This is a genomic window from Salipiger abyssi, assembly GCF_017311415.1.
GTDB lineage: Bacteria > Pseudomonadota > Alphaproteobacteria > Rhodobacterales > Rhodobacteraceae > Salipiger > Salipiger abyssi_A.
This window is the reverse complement of the sequence record NZ_JAEKIS010000005.1, coordinates 286938-299028: the sequence shown is the minus strand read 5'-3', so window position 1 is coordinate 299028 and position 12091 is coordinate 286938. Positions and strand designations below refer to the sequence as shown.

At 65.9% G+C, this 12091-nt stretch carries 11 protein-coding genes and 1 pseudogene; 5 read left to right on the top strand and 7 right to left on the bottom strand.

All coding sequences use genetic code 11. The features are described 5' to 3' along the window. Window positions 1-324: pseudogene (locus tag I6N89_RS09645) on the bottom strand (transposase); the annotation flags it as partial. Between the two features lie 243 nt (window positions 325-567). Next, a complete protein-coding gene (locus I6N89_RS09640; RefSeq protein WP_207018185.1) occupies window positions 568-2853 on the bottom strand; it encodes an adenosylcobalamin-dependent ribonucleoside-diphosphate reductase in 2286 nt (761 codons plus the stop codon). A gap of 115 nt (window positions 2854-2968) precedes the next feature. Here I6N89_RS09640 and I6N89_RS09635 point away from each other — a divergent pair, with 115 nt between their 5' ends. Further along, window positions 2969-3400, top strand: coding sequence for a DUF1489 family protein (locus I6N89_RS09635; protein ID WP_207018182.1), 432 nt, complete (start codon window positions 2969-2971; stop codon window positions 3398-3400). Between the two features lie 71 nt (window positions 3401-3471). Here the strand turns inward: I6N89_RS09635 and hisB are convergent, their stop codons facing one another. After that, window positions 3472-4059 (bottom strand): imidazoleglycerol-phosphate dehydratase HisB, encoded by a 588-nt coding sequence (gene hisB, locus I6N89_RS09630; RefSeq protein WP_207018180.1) that lies wholly within the window; start codon window positions 4057-4059, stop codon window positions 3472-3474. A 123-nt stretch (window positions 4060-4182) separates the two neighbouring features. On the opposite strand from hisB, the gene I6N89_RS09625 reads away from it, so the two are divergent. Beyond that, complete coding sequence (locus I6N89_RS09625) at window positions 4183-4422, top strand: Lrp/AsnC ligand binding domain-containing protein (RefSeq protein ID WP_207018178.1); 240 nt, start codon at window positions 4183-4185, stop codon at window positions 4420-4422. A 13-nt stretch (window positions 4423-4435) separates the two neighbouring features. Here I6N89_RS09625 and I6N89_RS09620 read toward each other — a convergent pair whose 3' ends face one another. Continuing rightward, the gene (locus tag I6N89_RS09620; RefSeq protein WP_207018176.1) at window positions 4436-5686 is read right to left on the bottom strand and encodes a malonyl-CoA decarboxylase; all 1251 of its coding nucleotides are present in this window, start codon (window positions 5684-5686) and stop codon (window positions 4436-4438) included. Between the two features lie 162 nt (window positions 5687-5848). After that, on the bottom strand, window positions 5849-6616 hold the full coding sequence (gene cobA, locus I6N89_RS09615; RefSeq protein ID WP_207018174.1) for a uroporphyrinogen-III C-methyltransferase: 768 nt from the start codon (window positions 6614-6616) through the stop codon (window positions 5849-5851). Window positions 6617-6985: 369 nt separating this feature from the next. On the opposite strand from cobA, the gene I6N89_RS09610 reads away from it, so the two are divergent. After that, complete coding sequence (locus tag I6N89_RS09610) at window positions 6986-7672, top strand: VIT1/CCC1 transporter family protein (RefSeq protein ID WP_207018211.1); 687 nt, start codon at window positions 6986-6988, stop codon at window positions 7670-7672. Window positions 7673-7720: 48 nt separating this feature from the next. On the opposite strand, the gene I6N89_RS09605 is transcribed toward I6N89_RS09610, so the two are convergent. Next, window positions 7721-7918: a hypothetical protein gene (locus I6N89_RS09605; protein WP_207018173.1), complete on the bottom strand. Its 198-nt coding sequence runs from the start codon at window positions 7916-7918 to the stop codon at window positions 7721-7723. Between I6N89_RS09605 and I6N89_RS09600 the strand changes: the two genes are divergently transcribed. Further along, a complete protein-coding gene (locus I6N89_RS09600) occupies window positions 7917-8141 on the top strand; it encodes a hypothetical protein (RefSeq protein ID WP_207018171.1) in 225 nt (74 codons plus the stop codon). The two genes, I6N89_RS09605 and I6N89_RS09600, sit on opposite strands and share 2 nt — an antisense overlap. A 63-nt stretch (window positions 8142-8204) precedes the next feature. Here I6N89_RS09600 and I6N89_RS09595 read toward each other — a convergent pair whose 3' ends face one another. Beyond that, on the bottom strand, window positions 8205-8495 hold the full coding sequence (locus tag I6N89_RS09595; protein WP_207018169.1) for a hypothetical protein: 291 nt from the start codon (window positions 8493-8495) through the stop codon (window positions 8205-8207). Between the two features lie 450 nt (window positions 8496-8945). Between I6N89_RS09595 and ileS the strand changes: the two genes are divergently transcribed. Continuing rightward, window positions 8946-11951, top strand: a complete 3006-nt coding sequence (gene ileS, locus I6N89_RS09590) for an isoleucine--tRNA ligase (RefSeq protein ID WP_207018168.1) — start codon at window positions 8946-8948, stop codon at window positions 11949-11951. Window positions 11952-12091 lie beyond the last annotated feature (140 nt).

The window sequence follows — 12091 nt, the reverse complement described above, 5'->3', positions numbered from 1 at the left end:
GTTCCCGCCGCACATGGTCGATACATTTCCGGCGACGCGAAGGGCTCAGAAGTTTCCCTTCGCCGCTTCCGTCAAGATAAGCTTGTCCAGCGTCAGGTCCGACACAGCCCGCCGCAGTCGCTGGTTTTCCTTCTCTAGCTCTTTCAGGCGCGCAAGCTGAGATCGCTGCATCCCGCCATAAAGCTTCCGCCATCGATAGAACGTCTGCTGCGTCACGCCAATCTGGCGCACCGCCTCGGCAATCGTCGCCCCTTGCCCTTGCAACACCTCAACCTGCCGAAGCTTCGATACAATCTCTTCGGGCCTCTCTCGCTTTCCAGCCATCGCTGATCCTCCAATTTGAGGGATAATCTATCCCAGTTGGTGGACCACTTTCAGCGGGCTACTCCAAATAGGTAAACAGAAAACGGGCCTACCCTCTTCAGGTAGGCCCGTTGCTTTTCTACGGACATCAACAGTGCCTGACATCGGCCCGTGGGCAATCTATGCGGTGATAGTGGACACCAAACCGCACCAAATGGGCAAACCATGGGTCAGTTCAGAACAAACTGTCGAAGCCCTCGCCGCTCAGCCGCATTTCGAATGACCGCAGCTCGAGCAGGTCATGCAGCCCTCGACCATCATCATGCTGTACTGCCCACAGGAGGGGCAGGCTTTGCCGCGCGGGGCTTCGAGACCCACGACCTTCGCCTGAGGGTCGGATTTCAGCCCCATCCCTTCGCCCTCCAGGAAACCGATGGAGATCATGTGCCGCTCGATCACGCCGCCGATCGCGGCCAGGATCGAGGGGATGTATTTGCCCTTCACCCAGGCGCCGCCACGCGGGTCGAACACCGCCTTCAGCTCCTCGACAACAAAGCTCACATCGCCGCCGCGCCGGAACACCGCCGATATCATCCGCGTGAGCGCCACCGTCCAGGCGAAATGCTCCATGTTCTTGGAGTTGATGAACACCTCGAAGGGCCGGCGGTGACCGCCGACCACGATATCGTTGATCGTCAGATAGATCGCATGCTCGCTGTCGGGCCATTTCAGCTTGTAGGTCTGCCCCTCCAGCGCCTGCGGCCGGTCCAGCGGTTCGGACATATAGACCACCTCGGCGCCCTCCTGCGCGCCCCGGACCTGTTCCGGGGCCTCACCGGGGGCCACGTCGGCGGTTTCGCTCACGGTCAGCACCGAGCCGGTCACCTCGTTCGGGCGATAGGTGGTGCAGCCCTTGCAGCCGGTCTCGTAGGCCATCATGTAGACGTCTTTGAACGCCTCGAACGAGATGTCCTCCGGGCAGTTGATCGTCTTGGAGATTGAGCTGTCGATCCACTTCTGCGCCGCCGCCTGCATGCGCACATGATCCTGCGGATCGAGCGTCTGGGCGTTGACGAAATGCCCGGGCAGGTCCGCGTCGCCCTTCAGATCGCGCCACATCTGCACCGCGTAATCCACCACCTCTTCCTCGGTGCGCGTGCCGTCCTTTTGCAGCACTTTGCGGGTATAGGCATAGGCAAAGACCGGCTCGATGCCGCTCGACACATTGCCCGCGTAGAGCGAAATCGTACCGGTGGGCGCGATGGAGGTCAGCAGCGCGTTGCGGATACCGTGCGTGCGGATTGCGTCGCGTACATCCTCGTCCATCTGCATCATATTGCCCGAGGCGAGGTATTTCTCCGCATCGAAAAGCGGGAAGGCGCCTTTCTCCTTGGCCAGCTCAACCGAGGCCAGATAGGCGGCCCGCGCGATGCGGTGCAGCCAGCGTTCGGTCTGCGCGGCGGCCTCCTCGGAGCCATAGCGCAGCCCCTTCATCAGAAGCGCATCGGCGAGCCCCGTCACCCCCAGCCCGATACGGCGCTTGTTGCGGGCCTCCTCCTGCTGTGCGGGCAGCGGGAAGCGCGAGGCGTCGACCACATTGTCCATCATCCGCACGGCGGTGGCGACCAGCCCGTCCAGCGCCTCCTCGTCGATATGGGCGCCGGGCTCGAACGGCGCGCTCACCAGACGAGCGAGGTTGATCGACCCCAGCAAGCAGGCGCCATAGGGCGGCAGCGGCTGCTCGCCGCAGGGGTTGGTGGCCGCGATCTCCTCGATATAGTTCAGGTTATTGGCCTGATTGATCCGGTCGATAAAGATCACCCCCGGCTCGGCGTAATCGTAGGTCGCGCGCATGATGCGGTTCCACAGGTCGCGCGCCTCGACGGTGCGATAGACCTTGCCGTCGAATTTCAGATCCCAGGAGCCGCCCGCCTTCACCGCCTCCATGAAGGCGTCGCTCACCAGCACCGAGAGGTTGAACATGCGCAGCCGGGCGCTGTCGGCCTTGGCGCCGATGAAATCCTCGATATCCGGGTGATCGCAGCGCATGGTGGCCATCATCGCACCCCGGCGCGAGCCGGCGGACATGATGGTGCGGCACATGGCGTCCCAGACATCCATGAAGGACAGCGGGCCGGAGGCATCCGCCGCCACCCCGTGCACCGTGGCGCCCTTGGGCCGGATGGTGGAGAAATCATAGCCGATGCCGCCGCCCTGCTGCATGGTCAGCGCGGCCTCTTTCAGCATGTCGAAGATACCGGCCATGCTGTCGGGGATCGTGCCCATGACAAAGCAGTTGAACAGCGTCACCGAACGCGCGGTGCCGGCGCCGGCGGTGATCCGCCCGGCGGGGAGGTATTTGAAATCCTCCAGCGCGGCAAAGAAGGTCTCTTCCCAGTCCTGGGGGCGTTTCTCCGCCGAGGCCAGAGCGCGTGCGATGCGGCGCCAGCTGTCCTCGACGGTGCCGTCGATCGGTGCGCCATCCGCCTGCTTGAAGCGGTACTTCATGTCCCAGATCTGTTCGGCGATGGGGGCGGCGAAACGGCTCATGGCGATTCCCTTTTCCGGCAGAGCACCAAAGGTAGCGCAAAGGGCAAGCCCTGCACAACGCCTTGAAGCTGCGCCGCGCGGGACTACAATATCGTGACAGCTTGGGGGCGACTCTGTGGATAAGATCACACATCTGATAAAACTCAGCGTCGGCACGGAAAGCGTCGAGTCTCTCGCCGCCTGGCAGGCCTCCCAGGCGGGGCGATACGAGGACGGGCTGCCGCGCCATGTCACGCGGATGTTTCCCCGGCGCGAGGCCGAGATCCTCGCCGGCGGCAGCATCTACTGGGTGATCCAGGGCATGGTGCAATGCCGCCAGCCGATCCTGCGGCTCGACCGGGTGACCGGTAGCGATGGAACACAGCGCTGTGCCATCGTGCTGGAGCCGGGGCTGATCCGCGTTGCCACCACGTCGCGCCGCCCGTTCCAGGGCTGGCGTTACCTTGCGCCCGCCGACGCACCGCCAGACCTGCCGGAAGGGCGCCGGCACGAGGAAGATCTGCCGCCGGAACTCGCCGGCGCACTGGCTGAGATCGGGGTGCTCTGAACGGCTCCGGCGGGGCAGGCGGTGGGCAGATTGCCCACCCTACGGGGCGGCGGGATGCTTGAAGGGCGCTTTCAGAGAGCGCCCTTGGTGGAGGGGATCGCATCGCCCTTGCGCGGATCGGGCTCCACCGCCTCACGCAGGGCACGGGCGACGGATTTGAACGCGGCCTCGGCGATGTGGTGCGAATTCACCCCGTGCAGCGCATCCACATGCAGGGTGATGCCGCCATGGGTGGCCAGCGCCTGAAAGAACTCGCGCACCAGCTCGCAATCGAAACTGCCGATCTTCTGCGTCGGCAGATCGACATTCCAGATCAGGAAGGGCCGTGCCGAGAGATCCAGCGCGCAGCGCACCAGCGCATCATCCATCGGCAGCAGGCACGACCCGTAGCGACGGATGCCGCGCTTGTCGCCAAGCGCCTTGACCAGCGCCTGACCCAGCGCGATGCCGGTATCCTCGACCGTGTGGTGATCGTCGATATGGTAATCGCCCTTGGTGCGGATCGTCATGTCGATGAGAGAATGCCGCGAAAGCTGGTCCAGCATGTGATCGAAGAACCCCACGCCGGTCTGATTGTCATAGGCGCCGCTGCCGTCGAGGTCGATCTCGACCTCGATCGCGGTTTCGGCGGTCTTGCGGGCGATGCTGGCCTTGCGCATGGGGGCACTCCTCGTGTCTCGCGCCGCTTATAGGCGGGCAGGGGGGCGGCGCCAAGCGGCGCGGTTGCGTCTCTTGTGCGGGCGTGGCGTCTGTGCCAGCTTCGCGGCACCAAGGAGACTGCCATGACCACCTGCGTTTTCGTCCAGATCCGCTGCACCCCGGGCACCACCTACAGGGTGGCCGAGGATATCGCGCTTCGCGAGATCCATTCCGAACTCTATTCGACCTCGGGCGAGTGGGACCTGCTGGTCAAGCTCTACATCCCCGAGGGCGCCGATGTCGGCCATTACATCAACGAGAAGCTCGCCGACGTGCAGGGCATCGAGCGCACGCTGACGACGCTGACCTTCAAGGCATTCTGAGCGCCGCGCGGCCTCAGCCAGCGGCGGCCTTTTCACGGGCGTTGGCGAGCGAGCGCACGGGCTGTGCGGCGGTGAATTCGCGGCTTTCGGCGTAGCGGTCGAGATATTTCTCCACCTTGCCGAGATCGTAGAGGTAATTCACCATCACGCCGCCCGATTGCCGCATGCCGTTTTCCGAGATGTCGGCGCCGGCATGCACCGCCTGGATCATCGCGCCATTGCCGAGATGGAAGCGCGCCACCGGGTCGACCGGCTGGCCGTCCGGGCGCTTGGCATGCAGCAGGTAATGCGCCGCGAGCGCCGCCATGCCCTTGGCGTCCTGCGGGTCATAGGGCACCTTCTGCGTCTCCAGCCAGCGCACCAGCCCGGGGACCGGCGACAGCGTCACAAAGGTCTTGAGCCCTGGCAGCTCGGTCGCGAGATCCGAGACCACCTGCTTGATCAGCGAATTGCCGAAGGAGATCCCGGCGAGCCCCGGCTGGCAGTTGGAGATCGAATAGAACACCGCCGTGTCGGCCTCCTCCGCGCTCAGGGGCGCGCGGTCCTCGGCCAGCAGCGCCTGGATCGAGCCGGGAATGCCGCGCGTCAGGGCGACCTCGACAAAGATCAGCGGCTCGTCGGGCATCGCCGGGTGAAAGAAGGCAAAGCAGCGCCGGTCCTCGGGCACGAGGCGGCGGCGCAGATCCTGCCAGCTTCCGATGGCGTGCACCGCCTCGTAAGCGATGATCTTTTCCAGGATATGCGCCGGGCTTTCCCAGCTGATCGGGCGCAGCACAAGAAAGCCGCGGTTGAACCACGAGCGGAAGAGCTGCTTGAAATCCAGATCCAGCGCATCGAGCGCCGGCTCGCCGCTGCCCAGCCGGCGCAGATCGGCGCGCATCTCCACCAGCCGCTCGGTGGCGCCGGGCACCTGGTTGAGCCGCCGGATCAGCTCCTGCCGGGGCGGCTCGCAGGCGGCGGTGAAGGCGCGGTAGCTGCTGCTCGAGGGCTCTGCCTCGTAGGCGTCGAGCGCCGCGCGCAGGGCGGCGGCGTCGAGATCGTGGCCCTGCGCAATATGGCGGAACAGCGCCAGCCGCGCCGCCTCGTCCATCTCGGCATAGCGCTGGAGGATGCGCCGGGCGAGCGCCAGCGCGGCGGTCTCCGATTCGGCCTTCATCAGATCGGAGATCAGCGCCTCGGTGCTGCGCGGGTCGCGGCGCAGGATCGGCCCGATCCGGGCGCGGCGTTCAAAGACGGTGCTGAGCAGATCCGCGAGCAGGGTCATGGGGCGGGCCTCCTGTAAGCGGCCCGGTCGTCGGCGAAATGCGCCGGGCCGGGGCGAGGTGGGGGCGGTCGGGTGCGGGAGCCGCGACCGCGTTGCCCGCAAGGGTCTGCCTCCCGATGGCAGAGGTCAAGCGGCGCGTGCCCCGCGCCGGCGCCCTGCCGCTCAGGCGGCGATCTCCGCGCCATCTGCCGCCATTTGCCGCGCCAGCGATTTCGGATAGCGAATGAACAGGATCGCCGGGTTGCGGATCTCTTCCCGCGCGATGGTTTCGGCCAGCGCGCCCAGCGTCGTGCTCACATGGCGTTCGCGCGGGGTGCTGACGGCGGCGACGATCTCCACCCGGCAGGCCCCGGGCGCGCCGGCGCCGAGCAGATCCGCCTGCACCTGCGCCGCGCGCTCCACCGCCATGTAAAACGCCATCGAGGTGCCGGGATGCGCCAGCCGCCCGCGGTCGGGCAGCGCGTCGCCCGGTTTGCAGGTGCCGGTGGTCAGCGCGAAGGTGTCGGTCTCGCCGCGCTCGGTCAGCGGCACGCCGATGGCGGCGGCGGCGGCAGAGGCGGCGGTGATGCCGGGCACGATCTCGACGGCGATTCCGGCGGCCTTGGCGGCGGCGATCTCTTCGCAGGCGCGCCCGAAGATCGACGGATCGCCGGATTTCAGCCGCACCACGCGCAGCCCGAGCCTGGCCTTGGCCACGATCAGCCGGTCGATGCGGCCCTGCGGCCATTTGCAGCGCCCCACCTCCTTGCCGACATAGATGCGCTCGGCGCGCGGATTGGCCAGCTCCATGATCTCGGGATCGACCAGCCGGTCATAGAGCAGCACATCGGCGTTCTGGAGCCGTTCGAGGGCGCGCAGCGTCAACAGATCGCGGGCGCCGGGGCCGGCACCGACAAGGGCGATATGGCCGGTCTTTTGCGGATGGGTCATCGTGCCTGTCTCCTGGCAAACGAAGTCTGAAAAACAAAAAAAGCCGCCGATACGCCGCAACGAAGGATGCGACGGATCGAGCAGCTTTGCTCATGGATCCCGGACTTTCGGGAGACACATACGGCGCCGTTGCCGCATGACGCCTTTCAGAAACGGGCTTTTGGGGCCTGAGGCAAGTCTTTTCAGGGCGGGGACGGCGGGTTTTGTCGCGGTTCGGCGGTATGGACGCGGGAAATGCGCGTTTTTTGCACGCCGGGATGCGCGGCACGGCGGGCCATCCTGCGCGCGGAACGCCGCGTGAGGCTTGATTCTATCTCCGCCGCAGGGCAGAGCCTGAGCGACCCCGAACGTTCCGATGCAAGGCGAGCCATGTCCGACGCCAGCCCAGCCCAGAAACAGAATGGTCACGGCCATCTGCGCGATATCGTTTATGGCGCGATCGACGGCTCGGTCACAACCTTCGCCATCGTGGCCGGCGTGGCCGGGGCGGGGCTGTCGCCCTTCATCATTCTGGCGCTGGGCTTTGCCAATGTGCTGGCCGACGGGTTTTCCATGGCGGCGGGGAACTACTCCGGCACTAAGGCCGAGCTCGACGATCTCAACCGGCTGCGCCGCGTCGAGGCCGGGCGCATCGCCCGCGAGCCCGAACGTGCCCGGGAAGAACTGCGCCAGATCCTCGCGGGCAAGGGGCTCTGCGAGGACACGCTCGGCCATGCGGTCGACGAGATCGCGCGCGATCCCGCGCATATGCTGGCGATGATCCTGGAGGGCAGCTACGGCCTGTCATCCGTGGATCCGCACCCGATGCGCGCGGCGCTGGCGACCTTCGGGGCGTTTCTGGTGGCGGGCATGGTGCCGCTGCTGCCCTTCCTGCTGTCGCTGCCGCAGGCCTTTACGGTGGCCACGCTGCTGACGCTGGCCACCTTCTTTGCCATCGGCGCCTATAAAAGCCGCTGGTCGCTGTCGCCCTGGTGGCGCTCGGGGCTGGAGACACTGGGGATCGGCGGGGTCGCCGCCGGCATCGCCTATGTGGTCGGCAGCCTGTTCGCGATCTGAGGGGGATGTTGCGTTGGAAACCCACCCGAGGGGTGTTGCGATCCGGCGTTAGTCGGTGACCGGCAGGGCGACCTGCTCGGTCTCGACGAGCCGCGCCTGGGTTGCCTGCAACGCATCGAGCGCCACCAGCGCGGCGAGGGCGAGAAGCACCACAAAGACCGCCGCAGCGGCACGGTCGATCACCCGCAGGAGCGGATCGGCGGGGGCGGCAGACTGGAGGGGCAGGTCGTCTTGGGAACGGAACATGGAACGACTCGGGACGGGAGAAGGGCAGCTGGCGCTGATCTGCGCCTTTTCACGTTCTCTGTCCCGTCTATTTATCGCGGATCGCGAGCATGCGCGCCACGCCGCCCAGGGTCTGCGCGTGCTGCGCCACTTCCTGCCGATTCCGCCGATCTGGAGCCGCTGCATGCTGTTTATCCGTCTATGTGGCAAAGGGGCCACTCCCGCCCGGGCGATCCGTGAGTGATGGCCGGGCGCGCCGCGAAGGGCGCTGTCCGGGGGCCGGGCGGGAGGGGCGAGGGCCGGCGGCTTATTCCGCCGGCGCGCTGGGCGCCACGGGCGCCGTCTCGTCGCCGAGCACCGGGGCGCCGGCCTCGGGCGTGCTCTGTTCTATGGCTGCGGGCGCTGCCGGCCCGTCGGTGGGCGCGCCGCCGCCCAGAACCCCCACGCCGACGATCAGCGCGACGATTACCGCGACAGCGACCACGAGGCCGACCACCGTGCCGCCGGAGCGGCCCGAGGGCATGCGGGTCTGCGGATCGGCGCGCAGATGCGCGGCATAAGGGTTGGAGGCGTGGGTCTGGTCGTTCTGATAGGCCATGACGGAACTCCTTGTCCGGATTGCGTCGGTTTCGGTTCACTTGCCAGGCGCGACACATCTGCTGCGCCATCGGTGATCATGAAACCATTTCCGCACGTCAGAGTTGCCGCTGAGCGCGGGAACTCCCGGTTTCCGGCAGGAGCCCGCCTTAAATGCCGGGGCGATGCGCCGAACCCCGCCGCGCCGCGATGCGGCGTGGCGCGAAGCTGCCGGTTTGCGGTGCCGCGATGAGGGGATTTCCGCCCGTTCCGCGCCGCGCGCGCCCTGTCCGCAAGCTCTGGACCATCGCGAGTCGCTTGCCTATAACGCCCGCCATGATGGGCCGTCTCGCGATCATCATTCGAATTACATGCCCGGCGCTCTAAACCGCAGAGCCGCCGGGACAAGGCGTATGGACTTTCGCGCCGACCAGAGTTTCCCCCAATTTCTCAAGAACCGGGACCGCAGATCATGTGCGCCGAAACGCCTGACTACAAGGACACGCTGAACCTTCCGAAGACCGATTTTCCGATGCGCGCGGGGCTGCCCAAGCGCGAGCCGGAATGGCTGGAGCGCTGGGCAAGGATCGGCATCTACGACCGCCTGCGCGAAACCGCCGCCGGGCGCACGCCCTTTACCCTGCATGACGGCCCGCCCTATGCGAACGGCCACCTGCATATCGGTCACGCGCTGAACAAGACGATCAAGGACATGATCGTGCGCTCGCATCAGATGATGGGGCACGAGGCGCGTTACGTACCCGGCTGGGACTGCCACGGCCTGCCCATCGAGTGGAAGATCGAGGAACAGTACCGCGCCAAGGGCAAGAACAAGGACGAGGTGCCGGTTGTCGATTTCCGTCAGGAATGCCGGAAGTTCGCCGAGGGCTGGGTGGATATCCAGCGCGAGGAGTTCAAGCGGCTCGGCATCACCGGCAACTGGGCCGATCCCTACCTGACGATGAACTACCACGCCGAGCGTGTGATCGCCGAGGAATTCATGAAATTCCTGATGACCGGCACGCTCTATCAGGGCTCGAAGCCCGTGATGTGGTCGCCGGTGGAAAAGACCGCGCTGGCCGAGGCCGAGGTCGAGTACCACGACAAGGAAAGCTTCACCATCTGGGTGAAGTTCAAGGTTGCTTCCTGCAACGAGGACAAGGTCGGTCCGGCGCTCGGTGCCGGAGCAAATCTTGCCGATGCCGAGGTACAGGCCGACGCCAACAAGGCGGCCCTGGTCGCCTCCGCCAAGGAGCTGGTCGGCGCCTATGTCGTGATCTGGACCACCACCCCCTGGACCATGCCGTCGAACAAGGCCGTGGTCTATGGTGACGAGATCTCCTATGGGCTTTACGAAGTCGTGGCCACGCCGGAGGAATGCTGGGCCAATGCCGGGGATTGTTACATCCTCGCCGACAATCTCGCCGAAGACGTCTTCCGCAGGGCTCGGCTGGAAGAGGGGCAATATGTCCGCAAGCGCACGGTGGAGGCCGCGGAGCTGCGCGGTCTCTCTCTGAGCCACCCGCTTGCCGGGGCCGAGGGCGGCGAGGGCGAGTGGGACGATTTGCGCGATTTCCGCGCGGCCGATTTCGTCACTGACACCGAAGGCACGGGCTTCGTGCATTGCGCACCCTCTCACGGGATGGAGGAATTCGAGCTTTACCGCGATCTGGGCATGCTCGATCAGGTCATCACCTATAACGTCATGGAAGACGGCTCCTTCCGCGAGGGGCTGCCCTTCTTCGGCGGCAGGATGATCCTCAAGCCCAACGGCAAGGAGGGCGATGCCAACAAGGCGGTCATCGAAAAGCTGGCCGAGGTCGGTGGGCTCTTGGCACGCGGCAAGATCAAGCACAGCTATCCGCATAGCTGGCGCTCCAAGGCGCCGGTGATCTACCGCAACACGCCGCAATGGTTCGCCGCCATCGACCGCGCCGTCGGCGACGGGCAGGACAGCTACGGCACCACGATCCGCGAGCGCTCGCTGCGCTCCATCGACGAGCTGGTGAAATTCACCCCGCAATCGGGCCGCAACCGGCTCTATTCGATGATCGAGGCGCGCCCGGACTGGGTGCTGTCGCGCCAGCGCGCCTGGGGTGTGCCGCTGACCTGCTTCGTGAAGAAGGGCGCGCTGCCCACCGATGCCGATTTCCTGCTGCGCGATCCGGCGGTGAATGCCCGCATCTGCGAGGCCTTCGAGACCGAGGGCGCCGATTGCTGGTATGTCGACGGCGCCAAGGAGCGGTTCCTCGGCAACGAGTACAACGCCGAGGAGTGGGAACAGGTCTTCGACGTGCTCGACGTCTGGTTCGACAGCGGCTCGACCCATGCCTTTGTGCTGCGCGACCGCCCGGACGGCACCGAGGACGGCATTGCCGATGTCTATATGGAAGGCACCGACCAGCATCGCGGCTGGTTCCATTCCTCCATGCTTCAGGCCTGCGGCACCATCGGCCGCGCGCCCTATCGCAACGTGGTGACGCATGGCTTCACGCTGGACGCGAAGGGCAACAAGATGTCCAAATCGCTCGGCAACACCATCGTGCCCGAGGAGGTGGTGAAGCAATACGGCGCCGATATCCTGCGGCTCTGGGTGGCGCAGACCGATTACACCGCCGACCAGCGCATCGGGCCGGAGATCCTCAAGGGTGTGGCCGACAGCTATCGCCGGCTGCGCAACACCATGCGCTTCATGCTGGGCGCTCTGGGGCATTTCTCCGAAGCGGATCGTGTGGATGCCGCCGACATGCCCGAGCTGGAACGCTGGGTGCTGCATCGTCTTGCCGAGCTCGACGCGAAGGTGCAGGAGGGCTATCGCGCCTATGATTTCCAGGCGGTGTTCCAAGCGGTCTTTACCTTCTGCACCGTGGATCTCTCGGCCTTCTATTTCGACATCCGCAAGGACGCGCTCTATTGCGACGGCGACACCGCGCGCCGCAAGGCCGCGCGCACGGTGATGGATCTGCTGTTCCACCGCCTCACCACCTGGCTGGCGCCGATCCTCGTCTTCACCATGGAAGACGTCTGGCTCGACCGCTTCCCGGGCGAGGAGAGCTCGGTGCATCTTCAGGATTTCCCCGAGACGCCGGCAAGCTGGCGCGACGAGGCGCTGGCGGCGAAATGGGCGCAGGTCCGCGCCGCACGCCGCGCGGTGACCGCCGCGCTGGAGATCCAGCGCACCGACAAGGTGATCGGTGCCTCGCTGGAGGCGGCGCCCATCGTGCATGTGGAAGATGCTGGGATGCTGGAGGCGCTGAAGACCGTCGCCTTCGACGATATCTGCATCACCTCGGGCATCATGCTCACCGCCGATCCGGCGCCGCAGGAAGCCTTCCGCATGGCGGAGGTGCCGGGCGTCGGCGTGGTCTTCGAAAAGGCCGATGGCGGCAAATGCCAGCGCTGCTGGAAGATCCTGCCGGATGTGGGCAGCCACAGCCACTCCGCCACCTGCGCGCGCTGCGACGCCGCGCTGGGCTGAGACGGTCGGCACAATTTACGGTCAGGCGGGGCGCTTCACGGCGCCCCGTTTTGTGTCAGATGCCCTGCCAGCCGCCGGGTGTGCGTTTTTATGGTATGAGGATACCATAACACCAGCGAATCCGGGGGAATGGAGATGAA

Excerpts from the sequence above, each read along its gene's own strand:
- I6N89_RS09610 (WP_207018211.1), top strand. The coding sequence starts at position 6,986 with ATGTCCGACGCCAGCCCAGCCCAGAAACAGAATGGTCACGGCCATCTG.
- I6N89_RS09600 (WP_207018171.1), top strand. The coding sequence starts at position 7,917 with ATGGAACGACTCGGGACGGGAGAAGGGCAGCTGGCGCTGATCTGCGCC.
- cobA (WP_207018174.1), bottom strand. The coding sequence starts at position 6,616 with ATGACCCATCCGCAAAAGACCGGCCATATCGCCCTTGTCGGTGCCGGC.
- I6N89_RS09595 (WP_207018169.1), bottom strand. The coding sequence starts at position 8,495 with ATGGCCTATCAGAACGACCAGACCCACGCCTCCAACCCTTATGCCGCG.
- I6N89_RS09625 (WP_207018178.1), top strand. The coding sequence starts at position 4,183 with ATGACCACCTGCGTTTTCGTCCAGATCCGCTGCACCCCGGGCACCACC.
- I6N89_RS09640 (WP_207018185.1), bottom strand. The coding sequence starts at position 2,853 with ATGAGCCGTTTCGCCGCCCCCATCGCCGAACAGATCTGGGACATGAAG.
- ileS (WP_207018168.1), top strand. The coding sequence starts at position 8,946 with ATGTGCGCCGAAACGCCTGACTACAAGGACACGCTGAACCTTCCGAAG.
- I6N89_RS09620 (WP_207018176.1), bottom strand. The coding sequence starts at position 5,686 with ATGACCCTGCTCGCGGATCTGCTCAGCACCGTCTTTGAACGCCGCGCC.
- hisB (WP_207018180.1), bottom strand. The coding sequence starts at position 4,059 with ATGCGCAAGGCCAGCATCGCCCGCAAGACCGCCGAAACCGCGATCGAG.
- I6N89_RS09605 (WP_207018173.1), bottom strand. The coding sequence starts at position 7,918 with ATGTTCCGTTCCCAAGACGACCTGCCCCTCCAGTCTGCCGCCCCCGCC.